This window comes from Streptomyces liangshanensis, assembly GCF_011694815.1.
Taxonomy (GTDB): domain Bacteria; phylum Actinomycetota; class Actinomycetes; order Streptomycetales; family Streptomycetaceae; genus Streptomyces; species Streptomyces liangshanensis.
In genome coordinates, this window is sequence record NZ_CP050177.1 from 2,406,598 (window position 1) to 2,424,519 (window position 17,922).

The window sequence follows — 17,922 nt, forward strand, 5'->3', positions numbered from 1 at the left end:
CACTCAGAGCTAAATGCCAGAAACCATCCCCCGGACCCGTACAGCCGGTCCGGGGGATGGTTTCGTGGTCGGATCCGCGCGCTCAGAAGCCGGGCGGCTCCGTGTACGTACCCCACTCGTCCCGCAGCGCGTCGCAGATCTCGCCGAGCGTCGCCTCGGCCCGTACCGCCTCCAGCATCGGCGCGATCATGTTCGACCCGTCCCGCGCGGCCGCCAGCATCGCCGCGAGGGACTTGGTGACCCGCGCGTCGTCCCGCGCGGCCCGGCGCTCGCCGAGGACCTTGACCTGGTCCCGCTCGACCTCGTGGCTGACCCGCAGGATCTCCAGGTCGCCGGTGACCGAGCCGTGGTGCACGTTGACGCCGACGACCCGCTTGTCGCCCTTCTCCAGGGACCGCTGGTACTGGAACGCGGACTCGGCGATCTCGCCCGTGAACCACCCGTCCTCTATGCCCCGCAGAATTCCCGAGGTGATGGGGCCGATCGGGTGCTGTCCGTCGGGGTGCGCCCGTACCCCCCGCTCCCTGATCTGCTCGAAGATCTTCTCGGCCTCGGCCTCGATCCGGTCGGTCAGCTGCTCCACGAACCACGAGCCGCCGAGCGGGTCGGCCACGTTGGCGACGCCGGTCTCCTCCATCAGCACCTGCTGCGTGCGCAGCGCGATCTCGGCGGCCTGCTCGCTGGGCAGGGCCAGGGTCTCGTCGAGCGCGTTGGTGTGGAGGGAGTTCGTGCCGCCGAGGATCGCCGACAGCGCCTCCACGGCGGTCCGTACGACGTTGTTGTACGGCTGCTGCGCGGTCAGCGAGACCCCGGCCGTCTGCGTGTGGAAGCGCAGCCACTGTGCCTTGTCGGTCTTCGCGCCGTACTCCTCCTTCATCCAGCGCGCCCAGATCCGGCGGGCGGCGCGGAACTTCGCGATCTCCTCGAAGAAGTCGAGGTGCGCGTCGAAGAAGAAGGACAGCCCGGAGGCGAACGCGTCCACGTCCAGGCCCCGGCTCAGGCCGAGCTCCACGTACCCGAAACCGTCGGCGAGTGTGTACGCCAGCTCTTGCGCGGCCGTCGCCCCGGCCTCGCGGATGTGGTAGCCGGAGACCGAGAGCGGCTTGTACGCGGGGATGGAGCTCGCGCAGTGCTCCATGAGGTCGCCGATGAGGCGCAGGTGCGGCTCGGGCTGGAAGAGCCACTCCTTCTGCGCGATGTACTCCTTGAAGATGTCGGTCTGGAGCGTGCCGTTGAGGACGGCCGGGTCGACGCCCTGGCGCTCCGCCGCGACCAGGTACATGCAGAAGACGGGGACGGCGGGGCCGCTGATCGTCATCGAGGTCGTGACGTCGCCGAGCGGGATGTCCCCGAAGAGGATCTCCATGTCGGCGGCCGAGTCGATGGCGACCCCGCAGTGGCCGACCTCGCCGAGCGCGCGCGGGTCGTCGGAGTCGCGGCCCATCAGGGTCGGCATGTCGAAGGCGACGGAGAGCCCGCCGCCGCCGTTGGCGAGGATGGTCTTGTAGCGCTCGTTCGTCTGCCGGGCGTTGCCGAAGCCGGCGAACTGGCGGATGGTCCAGGTCCGGCCCCGATAGCCGGTGGGGTGCAGCCCGCGCGTGAACGGGTACTCCCCCGGCCAGCCGATCCGCTCGAAGCCCTCGTAGGTGTCCCCGGGCCGGGGCCCGTACACGGGCTCCACGGCGTCCCCGGACAGCGTGGTGAAGTCCGCGTCGCGCTTGCGGGCCTTGTCGTAACGTTCCTGCCAGCGACGGCGGCCCTCTTCGACGGCGTGAGCGTCCATACCTCCACCCTCCTTGGCTTCCATGGAGTCCAATTTACTAGGACGTCCAAGTAAATGTCGATGGCAGAGGCCGTCAGGGTGACGGGGACGGGGAACGAGGACGGGAGGCGGGGACGGGGGATGCGGACGGGGGACGGGGACGGCCCCCGCCGTACCGGTCGTCCCGGTCCGACGGGGGCCGCCGCGAAGGTCAGTGCGCGTGCTGGGCGGCCTCGTACAGGGGCCGGGTGACCTTGGAGCTGAACTGCGGGCCGACGAGGTACCGGGTGCAGTCGGGGTCGTCGCTGTCCTCACAGACCGCGCCCGTGCTGTGGAAGAAGGCCCCGTAGGTGTTGTCGCCGACGACCGTGCCGAGACCGGTGGCCGGGTCGAAGGCGGCGATCCGGGGCCCGCCGCTGGAGCCCCCGCCCATCACGCAGGCGACGCCCCACTCGCCCTTGGGCTCCGGGAAGTCGGCCGTGCCGGGGTCCTCGCGGGTGGAGCCGGCGCAGAAGGCGAGCCGGTCGCCGATGTACTCGGGCAGGCCGGCCCGCGCCGGGTCGGACGCGGCCCGGGGATAGCCGAAGGCGTACGCCCGCCCGTCGCCGGGCCGGTCGAAGCCGATGCGCTGCGCGGCGCCGGCCACGTCCTGCACCCGGCGGCCCTGGGAGTCGGTGTTGAGGACCACGAACGCCTGGTCGTAGTCGTCGTACTTCAGCGTGCTCTGTCCGTCGTTCTCCAACCAGGTGGCATCGGCCACGCCCAGCCGGCCGACGAACTTCCCGTACGGCGCCCGGCCGTCCTTGAATCCGGGCACGAACATCTCGTTCGCCGCCCACTGGTTGTCCTCGCCGATGAGGTTGGTGCTGTTCACGCAGTGCCCCGCGGTCACGACGGTGCTGCGGTTCGCGCTGTCGACGACGGTGGCGGTGCAGCTGGCGTCCTCGCCGTGGTCGGTGAAGAAGAGCCTGCCGACCGTACGGCTCAGGGTGGCGGACCCGGTCCACGGCGCCCCGTCGGGGCCGCTCCTGGGCGGGTTGTCGGACGACGGCTCGGTGAGGGCGGCGATGCGCGCCGGGGTCCAGTAGTCCAGCACGGCCTGTCGCTGCGTAGCGGTGACCGCCTGCGGGTGGGTGACGACACGGCCCGAGCCGCCCGCAGCCGCCGCGGCGGGCCCGGCAGGCACCGACAGAGCGACGCCCACGGCCAACACCGCCGCCGACAGGGCGACTTCACGCCGTGCGTACCCGTGTGTCCGGTTCTGATGACCGCGTGCGCGGCCGAAGATCTTGAACATACGCGGGAACGTAGCCAGGCGAGGTCAGGAACCTGTCAGCAAGCGGTGAGAAGCCTTTGTGCCACGCGACGCCCCTCAGCCACCCAATGCGCCGCGCTTCACCGCCGAGACGAACGACGACCAGCCGTCCGCGGGGAAGGCGAGCACGGGGCCGAGCGGGTTCTTGCTGTCCCGGACGGGGACGATGTCGGCCACGCCGTCGGCGACCTCAAGACACTGGCCGCCGTCCGAGTTGCTGTAAGAGCTCTTACGCCAAGTGACTGTGGTCAGGTCGAGGGATCGCACGGTACTTCCTCCAGAAGGCGCAGGATGAACTTCCGCGACTCAGCAGGGGACAGCGCCAGGTCGCGCACAAAATCGTACGTGAGCTGCAACCGTTCAACCGGTGCGGTTTCCTCGATCAGATCGCCCCGGACATCGTTCTCCGCGTAGGCCACGGTACGCCCATCGAGGAGCCGAAGAAACATCACGTCAGCGTTCGAGAGCCCATGCAGCCCCGCGCTGAACGGCAGTACCTGCACGGTCACTTCGCCCCGCTCCGTCGCATCCCGCAGGTACTCCAACTGTGCTCGCCACCGGCCCGCGTCCCGTAACTGTGTGCGCAGCACCGCCTCCGACAGAATCGTGCGGAACGGTGGCGCGTCGTCTCCCGCCAGCAACTCCCGCCGCCCCATCCGCGCGTCGACCTGCTGATCCAATTCCTCACCCTTGAGGCCACCGGCTGCCAGCAGCTCCCGCGCATACCCCGGCGTCTGCAACAGCCCCGGCAGAACGCTCACGGCGTAGTGCCACAAACTCGTCGCCTCGGCCTCCAGGGACATGTACCGCCGATACCGCTCCCGGAACTGCGTCTTGTCACTGACCGCCAGCTCCCACAGGGCCAGCAACAGCCCCGGGGTCCCGTAATACGTGTCGAGCGCCTGGACCACCTCCGGGCCCCCCACCGTCTCGCCCTTCTCCATCTTGCCGAACAACGACCAGTCCCAGCCCAGCCGTTCACCGAGCTGCCGCAGGCTGTCCCCGCGCTGGAGGCGCAACGAGCGCAACTCCTCCGCGAACCGCGCGCGGGGCTCCCTGCTGCGGCCCGTGACCACTCGTCTCGTCGGCATGGCGCTGCCCTCCGTGGAAGGTGTGGAACGTACGTCGGACGCGAGAGAAGCAGCACCCGCACTCGGCGCGGCCCACTCCTCCGGTGGCGCATTCTCGTAACACGCCCCTGACGCACAGTAATCAGAAACGTGCGATCCGGAGGGCGATTCCGCGCAAGAACAACCGAAGGAAGGCCCACGTGACTCAGCAGCCGTCCACCCCTCCCACCCCACCGCTCCCCCGCCGAGACGAACGGACAACTCCCGCCCCGAGCAACACCGTTCTGGTCCCGCCGGAGGGCCTGGTAGGAGCGCCCAAGATCCAGGAAGCCGTCGAAGCACGGGACGCACTCGCGGGTGCGCTGACGGCGGCCGGCATCCAACTCCCGGCGATGGACGTACGCACCCCATGGCCCGAGACGGACGACGAGGACGCCGGCCGGGCAACCCGCCACGCCCTCATCTACCTGGGCGTCTGCTCGGCCCCAGTAGCACTCGCCCTCGCCGCGGTGATCGTGAAGGGCACCACCCGGTGACGGACGGCCCCCCAGCCGTGGGCGACACCGTCCACGACCCCGCCCGCGACCGCGTAGGCGTGGTCATGGGCGGGGTAGGCCCCTACCTCCAACTCCGCCCCCTGGGCGGCGGCCAAGAATGGGACGCCAACCCGGACCAGGTCCGCCCCCTGACCCCCACCGAACTACTAAGCGCCCGAGTATCCGAAGCCAACACCCGCAGCCGCACAACCCTCGACCTAGGCCCTCTGCCCGAACGGCAGCCGTGGAGCCCGTCGGTGCAGCTCAGAACCGCCGTCGGGGATAGTGGAGACCTCGTCGACGAAGGAGGCTGCATTGAGCAGCACGATTGAAGCCTGGTCCCGCGTTACCCGCTGGATGAACGAGAACACGCCTGACCACGCCGATGCTTTGAACGATCCTGCCACTGACGAGCAGATCGCGCAGGCCGAGGAAAAGATGGGAGTACGTTTGCCCGTCGAGTTGAAGCAGCTCCTGAAAGTGAACAACGGCAGCACCGCCAAGCAGCGGTCCATTGCCGGGAATGAACGCTACGACATACGAGGCGGCGGCGACTACTCGCCGTTCCCGTTCGACTATGCGTTTTGCGATGTGGAACTCATCTGTTCTTTGTACACGACCAACAGGAAAGCGAGCATCGACTTGCAGGAGCCCGGTTCCCGCTACGAGTACTGGAAGGAGGGTTGGATTCCAGTCTTTCGGACCAAGGAAGAGCACAGCGGACTGTTCCTCGATGTGTCCGGACTCAGCGGGCAGGACCCCGCACCGGTCTACGAGTACGGTGAGGAAAGCTTCCCGGATCTGGCCTTCCCGTCGTTGGCCGACTATCTGAGCACCATGGCGGATGCATTGGAAGGCATCCGGCCGTTCACGATCATGGGCCGCCGATCGCCGAATTTTCCCGTAGTGCAGGAGGGGCTGATCCACTGGTAGGTGGATCAGCCCCTCTCCCTCACACTGTTCAGCACCCCACGGTCACGGAGTAAAGCCGTTCAGGTCAAGCCAGTAATCGTCCTTGTCCATCAGCCTGTTCCGGGTGATGAAGGCACCAAAAGGTCGCATGGATTGGACATTCTGGTTTTTGGACATGGTGGCGCGTCCACACTTCTCGTTCCACGTCGGAAGCGGGTAGCGAAGGTCGGGACGAAGCGTCCATACGCCATTGTCGCCCCTCTTGGCGTACGTCTGAAGACACTGGTCGCCTGAGTCGACCGGGTTGAACCCGCCGGCCATGCCCGCACTGTTGTAGCTGGCGGCGAAGGCCAACTCGTCGCAGGAATATGTATCAGGATCGCTTCCTTCATCCAATTCCGGCGAGAGGGTGGCGTCCGTATTGCGTGCCCAACTTCTCGGGCAGATGACCTCGCGGTTGGCTGTGCTCTGCTTCTTGGCGGGGTTGGTCGGCGACATCACGCCGCTGCCGAGGTAGGTGAGCGGAGTATCGAACGCCTTGCTCCCGAAATGTCCGGGAAGCTTGTTCTGGGCAAGCCAGGCGTGTGCGGCCGCGGCGGGGAACTTCTTCGAGTTCATGACGTACGTCGGACTGTACTGATCGAACACACACCCCGGGGACGCCCCCGGGACCGTGGAGTCGCACCGGATCTGCGCTTTGGGACCCTCGGTACCGACCTTCGCTTCGTTCTCCGTCAGGATTCCCCCGATATCGCCCGTCATGGACCATCCAGGGAAGAGCAGATCCGCCGGCCTGGACTCACCCCAGCGCCAAATCTGCGACATGGAGTACGTATGCCTGTCGCCCAGGTCGAATTGCCACCACAGACCGTTATCCTCCGTTCGGGGTCCGTTCCTCGTGCAGTCCAGGGAGCACACATCGTTGACATCTACGAAGATCGCCTCAGTAGCGGCTTCGCCAGTCGCTTCAACCAGTTTGAACTTGAACGCGGTATTCCATCCGATTGAGTCGGGGTGAACCTTCATCTCGGCCTGGAAGTCGAAGGTGGCGGTTCCGGTCACGCGTCCGTCAACCGATTTGATGAATCCGAACTGTCCTTTGATGCAGGCTTCTGTGCGGTTGGTCCAGACCTTGCGATTGTCGCGGAATCCGAAGGGTTTGGCCGCGCACCAGGGGACGTAGGTGTTCACGGGTGAGGAGAACTCCCGCTGAATGGAGTCGAGGGGCTCCAGCCCCTGGGAAGTCGCCTCAGGCGTCATGTCCTCCGGGGTGGTGATGTCGCCGGGCTGCGGGGCGCTGACATCCGGGTCGGCGAAGGCGATGCTGGGCATGCCGGAGTAGTCGCCCGGTACGAACGCGACAGCGTCGTAGGCCACGTCCTTCTCCGCCGTACCGTCCGATGTCGCGTTGGACAGCTGAACTTCCGGTGCCTGGTCCTTGAAGTTGTAGGCGCCGAGAGACACCCACTGGTTGGCCGAGTTCCCCTGGTTGACGGTCTTGTTCACCGCGCCGAACGGCGTGATGATCCGGTAAGTGGCGTTCGAGACCTGGGCTCCCGTGTCCGGGACGTGCACGTACACCTTTGCCTGGCTGCCGGTGATGGCTGAGTTCAGCTTCCAGTCACCCAGGATGGTCATGCGTCCGCCGTCGCCGCCCAGGTGCGCGGCGTCGCGTGCGTGCGTGTACCAGAAGTGCCCCTGGTAGCCGCCGCCGATCTGGTGCAGGTCAGCCTTCGCGTCGTATGCCCCCAGGCCCGGTCCCGTCGCGCTCGGATCGGGGTAGAAGGTGAACTGGAACGAGCCGGCTGTTGTGGTGGTGCCGCAATCGCTCCAGGTGTTGGTGCCTGCTGGGACGGATGCGACGACCTTCGCGCCCGAGGGAGCGCCGGAGCACACCGGTGTGCCGTATTGGAGCCGGTAGCCGCGACCGGGCTCGCTGATCAACGTCTGGTACTTGACATTCTCGAAACCGCAGGTGGTGGCACAGTCGGACTTCCAGGTGGCGTTGGGCGCGTTCCACCAGTACTGGGTGTAGCAGGCGGCGTCCGGGCAATCCGGCGGGTGGGCGGTGTCGCAGTTGTTCTTGGCGTTGCAGAACGTGTCGAGGGGCGGCGCGACGTGGGCCCGGTTGTATCGTGCGCTGCCTTCGAATGCGTAGGGCAGGTCCGAACCGTTCCAGTAGGCGGGACGGAAGCCGGCCGATGAGAACCCGGCTTCTCCCGGCCAGTCCTGTCGCCCGGAGGTGGCATAGGAGTGTCCGGTGTCGATGGACCAGGCGGCCCAGCCCATCACCTTCTCCTCGTACGGCCATTTCTGCGGCTGCGCGGCGTCCTTGGCGGCAAGCGGGTCGATGTCGGTGTTCATGAACGCCAGCCGGGACGCGGGATAGACCGGGTTGGCGGGGTTGTTGTACCAGCCGAGACCCCAACTGCCGTTGGTTGCCTCGTCCGCCTTCGCATTGAAGCCGAGGTTGTAGTTCCAGACGGCCGTGAACCAGTTCTCGGGCTTGGCCGGGTTGTCGTTGTTCACGGCGATCGTCTGTCCCGCCTTGTGGACCTCGTTCCACTTGTCGGCGAGGATGTAGAGCGACGCGGCTATGTTGGTCGTGTAGTCGATGGCGATGGCGCGTTGCGTGGCGACCGGGCGCGAGTGTTCGCCCTCCTTCTCGAAACCTGCCTTGCGCATGCCGTCGGTGACCTGACCGACGCCGTAGCCGCAGTCGGACAGGTTCCAGTGGATGGCCCAGAAGTCGGTGAGACTTCCACCGGTCTGGTGACCGTAGTAGCCGTCCACTGCCGCGAGTGGGCTGCCCATCTGACCCGGGATAGCGCCGGATTCCGCCTGCCACAGGTTGGACTCCTGTGCGAGGACGCCAAGTTCGACCTGTGCGGGGATGGTTCCGCCGGTGACCAGGTCGGGGCGGGGAAACATGCCTTGCGGGTCGATGGTGCCGAGCCCGGTCTGCGCGCGCCAGCCGCCCTGGGTGATGTATCCCGAGCGCAGGTTGTTGCGGACAGCCATGTCAACGGCCCACTCGACCTGGTTGGAGGTCGGCTGCAGGGCCTGGGCGTCGACATCGTTGCGGGCCACCGAGCACCAGGCATCCGTATCGACCGGATCGTGCGCCCGCGAATCGTCGGCAGCCGCCGCCATCGCACTCATCGTTGACGTCTGCGGCTTCGACGAGCCGGTCAGCGCCGGTGACGGCTTGCTCCCCGCGGTAACGCCGGGTTCGGCGGCCTTCTGCTTCGTGCGCCGGCCCGTGCTCGGCGCCGTGCTGGTGATGGTCAGCACATGACTGGTCCGGCCCAGCGTTCTTTCCGCGGCCGGTTCGGTGGTCTCGGTCTTGGTGAAGCCGCGGCCCGCGCTGGTGATGTGGTCAACGCCTGCCTGCACGGCCGGGGAGACCACCGGGTCGACGGCGAGGCGACCGCGGGTGGAGACCTCCGCGTCGGGTGAGACCTTCAGCGCCTTGACACCGCTCGCCGCGAAGTTCTTCTCCCGCGTCGCCGTACCGGTGAGGTAGACCGTCCCGTCCATGCCCTGGCGCAGATTCATCTCCGCCAACTTGCCACTCGCGACGGTCGCTCTCCTGCCGCGGGCGTAGGTGTGCACGCCGGCGACGGTGTTATCGGTCCGGTCGAGATAGGTGACCGTGCCGTCACCAGCCACACGGATACCGTACGGGGCGTGCTTCGTGGCCGCGAGTTCGTCGACCTCGCCCTTGCGGTCGATGTGGACGAGCCTGTTTCCGGAGGCGGCGACAGCACCGTCGTCGGTGGGGACAGCGGAGGTGATCTCGCCCGTCGCGGTGGTGTTCGCGACAGTGGCGCCCTTGGTGTTCACCGTGACCAGGCGTGTCTTGGTGTCGCGGAGCGCGGTGAAAACTGCGGTGTGGGTGGTGGGGCTGCAGGTGGGGTCGAAGTACGCCAACGACGCCGTGAAGGGCAGCTTGGTCACGCTGCCGTCATCGAGATTCACGATCGCGGTGAACGCGCCACCCATCATGAGGTCCGGCTTGTTGGTGAAAGTACGGGGTGCGTAGACAACGGCCGCGTAGTGGTCGTTCATCACGCACTGGTTGCCGATCCAGGTGTCGGCCGGTAGCTGCGGCTCACTCAACACCGCTACGGTCTTCCAGTCGTAGCCAGATGTGCTGTCAGCGACCAGGAGATGGAGTCCATCGCTGTCGGCCGCAGCGGTCACTGCCCGGTCGGCCGATGCCTTCCAGCCCTTCCCGAGAACCGTGTCACGGTCCTTCAACGGGACTCCCGACGACGAGGACCTCTTTTCCGACGCGGTGACCTTTTCCCGTATCGAGCCCTTGGGTGGTTTCGGTATCGACGCTTGCGCGGTGCTGACAGTGAGGGTGGACGCGATCAACGCGACTGCCATGACGGCAACCGGTATTCTCGCTTTCTTCCGGAATCTCAAAGCATCTCCTTGGACTTCATGCGCGCCACGCCATGTGGCGAACGCTCGACGTGAGTTGGTCCGAAGCGTGCGGGGAGCGGCTAGTGGCGTAGTGCCTCGACGGGCTGGATACGGCTGGCCCGCCACGCGGGATAGAGACCCGCGAGCAGGCCGGTGAAGAGGCCGATGCCAGGCGCGGCGGCGACGGTCGCGAAGGAGATCACGGGGGTCCAGTCACGCGCGACGGCGACGATGACCACGGTGAGGGTGCCGAGCGAGGTGCCGATCAGACCGCCGAGTGTGCCGAGTACCGCTGACTCGGTGAGGAACTGGGCGGTGATGTGGCGACTGCGGGCGCCCAGCGCACGGCGCAGGCCGATCTCGCCGGTGCGCTCCAGCACCGCGACCAGGGTTGTATTGGCGATGCCGATCGTACCGATGAACAAACAAATCACGGCTAGCAGGAGAAACAGCTCGTCGAGGTCCCCGGACACCGCGCTGCGCAAGGTCCGGGGGTCGGGCGGAGGAATCGCTTTGAAGTAGTCGGGATGGGCCGGATCCAGCGCGACCGGTGCTTCCGCCGCGACCTGGACCGCGGCACCGGGCGCCGTGGAGATGAGCATCTTGGCGTCGCTCTTGGGCGCGCCCCAGAGCTGCTCGGCGGTCGAGCGGGGCACCACGACGGACAGCAGGAGGTCCGCCTTGCGTTTCACGTCGCTGACGATGCCCACGACGGTGAAGGCCTCGTCGCCGATGAAGACAGCCGGATGGGTCTCAAGCGTGGTGATGCCGAGCCGCGAAGCCACGCCGGCGCCGACAACGGCGACTTGCTGGTCGGTCCTGTCGTGCCAGCGGTCGAAGAGCCGCCCCTCGACCAGGGTGGGTTCGGCCGCCTCGAGTACGCCGGAGGAGGCGGCGACGACCTGCGTGTTGCCGTTGGAGCCCGCGGCGGTGATCGGCGACGCCCGTACCGCGTGGTCCTCGTCCAGTTGGACGGACCAGTAGACGCCCGCGTGCTCGACCCCGTTGAGCTGCTCCACCCTGGTGTCGGCGTCCGACGGGAAGGCGAGAACGCTGAACTCGTCCTGTTCGCCCGCGACATCCTCGACCGTCACTTCGGTCGCGCTCAGCAGGCTGAACCGCTCGTCGATCTGCGAGGATGCGGTCGCGGTGAGACCGAGGATGGCGACGAACGCCCCGACACCGAGCAAGGTGCCCACGGAGGTGAGCGCCGCGCGGGCCGGACGTTGCAGAATTCCGGCAAGCGATTCGGAGAGCAGGTCCTGCCAGGGCAGACGTGAGCGCGGGGGCTTCATTCCTTCACCCGTTCGGTCATTTTGCCGTCGCGGATGGTCAGAGTGCGACAACCTCGTTGCGCGACCGCGGTGTCGTGGGTGATGACCAGAACGGTCATCCCGGCCTGATTGAGGTCTTCGAGAAGCCCAAGAATCGTATCGGCGGTCGCGGTGTCGAGGTTGCCGGTCGGCTCGTCGCACAACAGCAGAGAGGGTCCTCCGACCAAGGCCCGGGCGATCGCCACGCGTTGGCGCTCCCCGCCGGACAAGGTCGTGGGGAGCGCCTCCACCCGGTGCCCCAGGCCCACTCGGAGGAGAGCCTGCCGTGCGAGGTCACCGCGTGCCTTACGGGGAGTGCCGTTGTAGACGAGAGCGAGTGCCACGTTTTCCACCGCGGTGCGATGAGGCAGCAGGTGGAACGACTGGAAGACGAAGCCGATGCGTTGCCCGCGCAGAGCCGTGCGATCGCGGTCACGGAGATTGACGGTGTCGAAGCCGTCCAGCAGGTAACTGCCCCTGGTAGGAATGTCGAGAAGGCCCACGATGTTGAGGAACGTCGACTTGCCGGCCCCCGAGGGCCCGACGACGGTGACGAACTCTCCTTGATGAACCGTCAGGTCGCAGCCGTCGAGGGCCGTGAACGGGGGCGGTCCCGGATAGCGAAGGCCAGCCTGCCGCAGTTCGATGACCGGAGGCCTCCCGGGCTGGTCGTCGCCCATCACCTGGACTCCGGTGGAGCCTGCACTCCGGTGATGACCCGGTCCCCCTCCGCCAGCCGCCCCCCGGCGGCGGGGCGTACTTCGACATAGCCGTCACCGCTGGCTCCGGCCCTGACGGGAACCCTGCGCTGATGGCTCGTCCTGTCCACCACGACCACAGAGGTCTTTCCGTCCGCCGCGGCGAAGACCGCGGTGACCGGGACAACGATGGCCTTGCCACCGGTGGATGCCGCCTGGACCGTGAGGCGCAGGTCCTGTCCCGCAAGCCTCGCGTCCAGGTCCTTCTCCGGCTTCACAGCCATCCGGTAGCCGCTGGGGCCGGAGTTCGGCTGGACGGCGCCGCCGCCCTCCGGCTGCTGATCCGAAGTGATCGTGTCACCGACGGAAACCACGACCCCGGACGCGCTCATCCCCGTCAGTTCGGATTCGATGTCGACCTTCTGACCGACTCGCACGAGGCCCCTCTGCTGCTGCCGCAGAAAGCCGTGCACCACCAGGGCACCGGAGGACACAGTGAGAACGGGACCGGAGACTGTCGCGCCCACCGTGGTCGTGACCGTGTCGACACGGGCGGGAAAGCGCTTCAGGAACACCACCTCGGCAGCCGGCAGCATGGGGCCGCTCTTGGCCAGGGTGCCGGCCAGTTGCTCTTCGGCCTTGCGTAGATCCTCCTCCGCCCGCTCCGTCCGCCGGTCGGCTTCCTTGTCGCCGCCGCCCTTGACAGCATCACGGGAATCCTCCATGGCGCGCTGCGCCGCGGTCACGGCGTCCCGGGCGCTCTCCACGGCGGCGTCGCCGTCCGGATCGGCGGGCATCGGGTCGTACCCGACACTTTGGTAGAGCATGGCGAGAGCGGACTTCGTGCCGCTCCCGAAGTGACCCTTGGCGTCCGCGCCTGATCCATGGCCCAGTTTCTCGAGGGCCCTTTGGAGTTGGGCGACGTCGTCCCCCTCGGCGCCCGGCTTGAGATCCCGGTACACAGGCAGGTTTCCCTCGAGGGCGATCACCGGCCGGCCCGAGACCTCCAGCAGCACCTGACCGGCTTTGATCTTCGCCCCGGAGAGCAGCGGCAGCTTCGTCACCACCGCCGCCCCTGCTTCACTGCCCCCTGAGGGAGCCACCGACACGGATTGTTCGGCCGTCGCCGTGCCGCGCACGATCACGGAGTCGGTCAGTACGCGGCGCTCCACAGGAGCGGTGAGAACACTGGGCACAGGAGGTACGGAATCCGCGACGGCCTGGGCCGGGGACTTGATCATTTGAGCGGCCGTCAGCCCCGCGCCGGAGACCAGCACGGCCCCCGCCGCCACGCCAGTCACCCACCGGCGCCGGCTCACCAGGCCGGGAAATGCCGACCGGGGTTCCTTTTCCTTGTCCATACTCCCCCCAACCCCGTCTGCTCCGCCCTAGCCGCGGAGCACTCTTTCAGCGGCCTTCACCGCTGCCGTGTTCTTCTTCTTGAGTTCATCCAGGGCAAGGGCGTTCTGCGCGATCTGCTCGTGCTGGATCGAGGTCTCCTCCTCGAACCAGATCTTGACCAGGTCGGTTTGCTTCTTGCAGTCGATGTCCGCGATCGCCGTGGCTATTTCTGCCTGGGAGGCCTGTCCGTTCCCGGAGGAGGGGTTGAGTTTCACGGCGTCATAAGGATCAGCAACGTCGTAGCCGCTCTTCTTCATGCAGTCGGACCAGTCCTTGATGGCCGACCGCACCTTGGGGCGCTCCTGTGATTTCGTCTGGCTCTCGTACGCGAGCGTCTCGGGGAGGCTCCCGTCCAGACGTCCACCTACCTTGGCGAACGAGGATCCCGCGCAACCGTCCTTGGGGATCTTCTTTCCCTTGTACGTGTCCGGAGCGAGCTCCGCGTTGGGCCCTCGGCCCTTACGGCCGGTCAGAACAGCGACGGCTGCTTCGCTGAGCTGGGGACCCTGCGGGCGCGCTTCTTCGGATTCCGACAACTGGTAGCCATATCGTGCGGCGGTCTCACGGTCCGTGATGCCGTAGCGCCGGGGCATGTTCATGCTGTTGTTACTCGGCGGCGGATTCGTTCCCGCCGGGGGGAACTTGATGTCGAACCCGAAGCCCGCCATGCACTCTTCCTGGAGATTCCGTCCCGCCTGCTCAACGGTGACGGACTCCTCGTAGGACTGCATATACGTCTCCAGCGGCAGCACAAGCCCTTTCGCCAGCCCGGTTCTCGGAATAGCGGCCGGCCAGGCACCCCTCTCCACGAGAGGAGTGCCTGCTCGACCGACGGCGCCGGGAGGCTCGCCAGGCCCCTTCGTACTCGATGTGTCGCAGGCGCTCGCACCTGCCACCACGATGCCGACGAGCCCCAGGACCGCACTGCCCCGACCGAAGGCATGACGCATCCGCGATCGCCTCATCTTGCCGTACCTATTTCTTGAGTGAGATGTGCACCGGCGCCCCGAAGCCCAGTTACGCGAAATGCTGGGAGGCGTTGTTGTTCTTCAGGGCGGCAATGAAATTCTCCGCCACGAAGCACCCGCCGGCATGCTCGAAGAGCTGAGCCGTGCCGGTGTAACCGGAGTTGAAATAGACTCGGTAGTTGTCCGCGTCAGCGCAGTTGGTCGCGGATGCGGCGTTGTTCTTCACCGACGTCCCGCTCCCGTCACCCGGCCCGAAGACAAATACATAGTCGACTGCCGTCGCCCCGTTGTAGCTGATGGTCTGCCCGGCATAGTTGTAAACGTTGCCGTAGAACGTCGCCAAGGCGCTGTTCGGGACTCCCGACGAGCGGTACTTGAGGTAAAGGTCACCACTGCTGCACCCCGCGTACGGACAGTTACTGTCGACGTACTTCGTGGTGTTCGCAGCTTCTGCCGACGTGGCGGGCAACAGCATTCCTGACGCGGCTATCGCCGCGGCACACACGACTCCAAGACGCTGACGCAGAGATCCTGACTTCATTGTTTCCTCCCGTTATCAAGGCAGCCTGTCGAGAACATCGCCCATACGACGAAAAGAGCGGGCGCACGTGACAGGGGTGGACGCTATCCTCGTCGCGCGGCGAAGGTCCAGACCTTATTTCGCTGCCCCAGCCTTCCACCGCGCCCGAATTGGGCAGGTGAGCGGACTTGGTCGCCATATGGCACCTGCGGGAGCGTCAGAACGACTTCCGAAAATGACGATGTGTCAGATTGAACGCGCACAAGGGCAACTCGCGATCCGGCCGATGCGCGGACCCTTCTGCGTACACCCACGACTACACTGAGTTAGGTGTCATGCATCACACAGATATTTCAGGATCGGCTCCCGCGTCCGGGGCACGCCGGTCCGACGCGGGACGGCCGACCGAGTGAACGACAAAGGCCGACCAGCGCGTTCGCGCATGGTCGGCCTCCGTGCAGGGGAGAACCTGTGGTTACACCTTTGCCGTGACGGGGGTCTCGTCGGTGAGTCTGGCGGCCAGTTCGCGGGTGACCTTGCGTTCCACGAAGAACGCGGCCGTGGGGACCGTGCCGGCCAGGAGGACCCAGATCTGGCGCTTGACCGGCCACTTCGCCTTGGCGCCGAGGTCGAAGGCGAAGACCAGGTAGACGATGTAGAGCCAGCCGTGGGCGATGCCGACGACGCTGGTGAAGCCGCTCGCGCCGTCGATGTCCAGCACGTACTTGGCGATCACGCCGAGAGTCAGCAGGACCAGCAGCACACCGGTCACGTAGGCCATGACCCGGTAGCGGGTGAGCACGCTTCGTTTCATGCGGACGAGCGTAACCGGCACGTTCCAGGCGATCTTCGCTGGGTCCTCCACCTACTTCGGCGGCGCCGCTACTCGTCCTCGAAGTCGTTCGCCGCGACCCGCAGCGGGCGCAGCATCGCGAAGATCTCGGCGCACTCCTCGGCGTCGTACGCGCCCAGGCCGAAGTCCATCCGCATCAGCTCCTGGGTGGCGGACTCGACCACCTCGCGGCCCTTGTCGGTGATGGAGGCGAGGGTGCCGCGCCCGTCGTTGGGGTTGGGACGCTTGTCGACGAGACCGGACTTCACCAGGCGGTCGACGGTGTTGGTGACGGACGTCGGGTGGACCATCAGCCGCTCGCCGATCTTCGACATGGGCAGTTCGCCGGCCTTGGAGAAGGTGAGCAGCACCAGCGCCTCGTAGCGGGCGAAGGTCAGTCCGTACGGCTTGACCACGGCGTCGACCTCGGCGAGCAGGATCTGGTGGGCGCGCATGATCGAGGTGATCGCCCCCATGGAGGGCACCGGACCCCAGCGCTGCTGCCAGAGTTCGTCGGCGCGGGCGATCGGGTCGAAGGGAAGGCTGAGCGGCTTTGACACGGCCCCGACCTTACCCAGTGGTCACTTGCCGGCCCGACCCGTCTCGTACTTCGGTCCTTTCGGCTTCGGGGGCTGTTGCTCTCACCTCCCGTACGAGCAGCAGACAGCACAGGGTGCCGAGGCCGCCGGACCAGGCGACGACGTGGTGCACGGGGAGGAACTCCGCGGCGGCCCCCGCCAGTGCCATGCCGAGGCCCTGGATGGTCATCAGGCCGGCGGTGAGCAGCGTCATCGCGCTGCCGCGCCGCTCCTCGGGTACGGCGGCGACGAACCACTGGTCGAGGCCGATGACGTACGCGGCGCCGACGCCGGACAGCGCGAGCGCGGGCAGGGCCCAGCCGAGGCCGGGGCGGGCGGCGTAGACGAGCAGGGGTACGAGGCCGAGGGCGGCGACCGGCAGGACGATACGGCCACGGGCGCGCGGCGAGAGTGCCGTACCGACGTACAACTCCGCCGAGATGTGGCCGATGGGCATGGCGCACATCATCAGGCCGAGGGCGGCGGGGCCGGCGTCGATGGCGTCGGCGTAGGGGGCGGCGAGGGCTTCGGGGGCGACGACGAACATCGCGGGGATCCAGAAGAGGAGGAGCAGGGCGCGGATGCGGCGGTCGCGGAGGAGGAAGCCGGCGCCGGCGAGGGACTCGCGCATCATGCCGTGGGGCTTGGCCGCCTTGGCGTTGTCCCGCCGGGCGTTGTCCCGCCGGGCGTTGTCCCGCCGGGCGTTGTCCCCCCTGGCGTTGTCCCGCGCGGCGGCCTTGCGGGCCGGGCGCTTGCGCGTGCCGAGGCGCAGGAGGAGGGCCGAGCAGAGGAACGTACCGAGGGTGACGCCGATCGCGCCGCGCGCGGGAATGACGGCGAGGAGGACGCCGCCGACGCCGTAGCCCGCGAGCAGGGCGCTCTGGGAGACGATCCGCAGGAGGGAACGGCCGAGGACGTAGAGGTCGCCCTCGCCGAGGATGTCGGTGAGCGCGGCCATGCGGGTGCCGGTGAAGACGGGCGAGACGGCGGCCACCGCGCACCGCAGCGCGAGCAGGGCGGCGACGGGGGTGCTGGGCAGGACCATCACCGCGACGCAGGCGGCGCAGATCAGGTCGCAGGTCACGAGGGTGCGGCGGGCGGGGTACCGGTCGGCGACGCCGGCGAAGAGGAGCCCGCCGAAGAGGTACGGGAGCAGCCCGAGCGCGAAGGTGAGGGCGGAGAGCAGGGGGGAGCCGGTGAGGTCGTAGACGAGGACGGTCAGCGCGATCTCGCTGACGACGACGCCGAGGAGGGAGAGGAGGTGGGCGGCGAACACGAACCGGAACTCACGCACGGCGAAGACGGCTCGGTAGCCGTGCGGCGCGGCGGGGGACTCGGCGGCGCCGGTGCCCGGGGTGCGGGTCGGTCCGGTGGCGTCGACCCCGGCCGCGTCCGACACCGCGGCAAGCGGCACGGCGGCAACCGCCCCGGCGGCAGGAGCGTCGGCGTCAGGAATATCGGCGCCCGTGCCGACGGGCCCCACAGCGGCGGGCTCCCTGCCGACGGGCCCCACAGCGGCGGGCGCGCCCGTAGGCGGGGGTTGCGTGTTCTTCTTGGGCATACGCGCAGCCTGCCGGGGCTGC

15 protein-coding genes are annotated in these 17,922 nt (G+C 67.4%); 2 read left to right on the plus strand and 13 right to left on the minus strand.

What is annotated here, in order from left to right; all coding sequences use genetic code 11:
• Positions 1-82: 82 nt before the first annotated feature.
• From icmA to HA039_RS10125, 4 genes are all read right to left on the minus strand, one after another.
• The gene (icmA, locus tag HA039_RS10110) at positions 83-1,783 is read right to left on the minus strand and encodes a coenzyme B12-dependent isobutyryl-CoA mutase large subunit (protein WP_167026948.1); all 1,701 of its coding nucleotides are present in this window, start codon (positions 1,781-1,783) and stop codon (positions 83-85) included.
• A gap of 190 nt (positions 1,784-1,973) precedes the next feature.
• Positions 1,974-3,059 (minus strand): trypsin-like serine peptidase, encoded by a 1,086-nt coding sequence (locus HA039_RS10115; protein WP_243869316.1) that lies wholly within the window; start codon positions 3,057-3,059, stop codon positions 1,974-1,976.
• Positions 3,060-3,134: 75 nt separating this feature from the next.
• Complete coding sequence (locus HA039_RS10120) at positions 3,135-3,344, minus strand: DUF397 domain-containing protein (protein WP_167026951.1); 210 nt, start codon at positions 3,342-3,344, stop codon at positions 3,135-3,137.
• Entirely contained in the window at positions 3,326-4,168 is an 843-nt protein-coding gene (locus HA039_RS10125) for a helix-turn-helix domain-containing protein (RefSeq protein WP_167026954.1), read from the minus strand. The genes HA039_RS10120 and HA039_RS10125 overlap by 19 nt, the downstream gene beginning before the upstream one ends.
• Before the next feature lie 179 nt (positions 4,169-4,347).
• Here HA039_RS10125 and HA039_RS10130 point away from each other — a divergent pair, with 179 nt between their 5' ends.
• Both HA039_RS10130 and HA039_RS10140 read left to right on the plus strand, forming a co-directional pair.
• A complete protein-coding gene (locus HA039_RS10130; protein WP_425086327.1) occupies positions 4,348-4,683 on the plus strand; it encodes a hypothetical protein in 336 nt (111 codons plus the stop codon).
• 315 nt (positions 4,684-4,998) lie between these two features.
• Positions 4,999-5,616, plus strand: coding sequence for an SMI1/KNR4 family protein (locus HA039_RS10140; protein ID WP_167026957.1), 618 nt, complete (start codon positions 4,999-5,001; stop codon positions 5,614-5,616).
• Between the two features lie 42 nt (positions 5,617-5,658).
• Here the strand turns inward: HA039_RS10140 and HA039_RS10145 are convergent, their stop codons facing one another.
• The 9 genes from HA039_RS10145 to HA039_RS10185 all read right to left on the minus strand — a co-directional run bounded on the left by HA039_RS10145 (position 5,659) and on the right by HA039_RS10185 (position 17,900).
• A complete protein-coding gene (locus HA039_RS10145; protein WP_243869318.1) occupies positions 5,659-9,990 on the minus strand; it encodes a golvesin C-terminal-like domain-containing protein in 4,332 nt (1,443 codons plus the stop codon).
• Between the two features lie 119 nt (positions 9,991-10,109).
• Positions 10,110-11,324 (minus strand): ABC transporter permease, encoded by a 1,215-nt coding sequence (locus HA039_RS10150; RefSeq protein WP_167026960.1) that lies wholly within the window; start codon positions 11,322-11,324, stop codon positions 10,110-10,112.
• A complete protein-coding gene (locus tag HA039_RS10155) occupies positions 11,321-12,022 on the minus strand; it encodes an ABC transporter ATP-binding protein (RefSeq protein ID WP_167026963.1) in 702 nt (233 codons plus the stop codon). The genes HA039_RS10150 and HA039_RS10155 overlap by 4 nt, the downstream gene beginning before the upstream one ends.
• On the minus strand, positions 12,022-13,107 hold the full coding sequence (locus HA039_RS10160) for a peptidoglycan-binding domain-containing protein (protein WP_243869320.1): 1,086 nt from the start codon (positions 13,105-13,107) through the stop codon (positions 12,022-12,024). The genes HA039_RS10155 and HA039_RS10160 overlap by 1 nt, the downstream gene beginning before the upstream one ends.
• Positions 13,108-13,428: 321 nt before the next feature.
• The gene (locus HA039_RS10165) at positions 13,429-14,172 is read right to left on the minus strand and encodes a hypothetical protein (RefSeq protein WP_167026969.1); all 744 of its coding nucleotides are present in this window, start codon (positions 14,170-14,172) and stop codon (positions 13,429-13,431) included.
• A gap of 286 nt (positions 14,173-14,458) precedes the next feature.
• Entirely contained in the window at positions 14,459-14,884 is a 426-nt protein-coding gene (locus HA039_RS10170) for a hypothetical protein (protein ID WP_167026972.1), read from the minus strand.
• 520 nt (positions 14,885-15,404) lie between these two features.
• Positions 15,405-15,743 (minus strand): DUF3817 domain-containing protein, encoded by a 339-nt coding sequence (locus HA039_RS10175; RefSeq protein ID WP_167026975.1) that lies wholly within the window; start codon positions 15,741-15,743, stop codon positions 15,405-15,407.
• Positions 15,744-15,811: 68 nt separating this feature from the next.
• Positions 15,812-16,321: a MarR family winged helix-turn-helix transcriptional regulator gene (locus tag HA039_RS10180; protein WP_167026978.1), complete on the minus strand. Its 510-nt coding sequence runs from the start codon at positions 16,319-16,321 to the stop codon at positions 15,812-15,814.
• Between the two features lie 10 nt (positions 16,322-16,331).
• Positions 16,332-17,900 carry an MFS transporter gene (locus tag HA039_RS10185; RefSeq protein WP_167026981.1) on the minus strand — a complete coding sequence of 523 codons (1,569 nt, stop codon included), beginning with the start codon at positions 17,898-17,900 and terminating at the stop codon, positions 16,332-16,334.
• Positions 17,901-17,922 lie beyond the last annotated feature (22 nt).

Excerpts from the sequence above, each read along its gene's own strand:
- icmA (WP_167026948.1), bottom strand. The coding sequence starts at position 1,783 with ATGGACGCTCACGCCGTCGAAGAGGGCCGCCGTCGCTGGCAGGAACGT.
- HA039_RS10115 (WP_243869316.1), bottom strand. The coding sequence starts at position 3,059 with ATGTTCAAGATCTTCGGCCGCGCACGCGGTCATCAGAACCGGACACAC.
- HA039_RS10125 (WP_167026954.1), bottom strand. The coding sequence starts at position 4,168 with ATGCCGACGAGACGAGTGGTCACGGGCCGCAGCAGGGAGCCCCGCGCG.
- HA039_RS10145 (WP_243869318.1), bottom strand. The coding sequence starts at position 9,990 with ATGGCAGTCGCGTTGATCGCGTCCACCCTCACTGTCAGCACCGCGCAA.
- HA039_RS10150 (WP_167026960.1), bottom strand. The coding sequence starts at position 11,324 with ATGAAGCCCCCGCGCTCACGTCTGCCCTGGCAGGACCTGCTCTCCGAA.
- HA039_RS10155 (WP_167026963.1), bottom strand. The coding sequence starts at position 12,022 with ATGGGCGACGACCAGCCCGGGAGGCCTCCGGTCATCGAACTGCGGCAG.
- HA039_RS10165 (WP_167026969.1), bottom strand. The coding sequence starts at position 14,172 with ATGCAGTCCTACGAGGAGTCCGTCACCGTTGAGCAGGCGGGACGGAAT.
- HA039_RS10170 (WP_167026972.1), bottom strand. The coding sequence starts at position 14,884 with ATGCTGTTGCCCGCCACGTCGGCAGAAGCTGCGAACACCACGAAGTAC.
- HA039_RS10175 (WP_167026975.1), bottom strand. The coding sequence starts at position 15,743 with ATGAAACGAAGCGTGCTCACCCGCTACCGGGTCATGGCCTACGTGACC.
- HA039_RS10185 (WP_167026981.1), bottom strand. The coding sequence starts at position 17,900 with ATGCCCAAGAAGAACACGCAACCCCCGCCTACGGGCGCGCCCGCCGCT.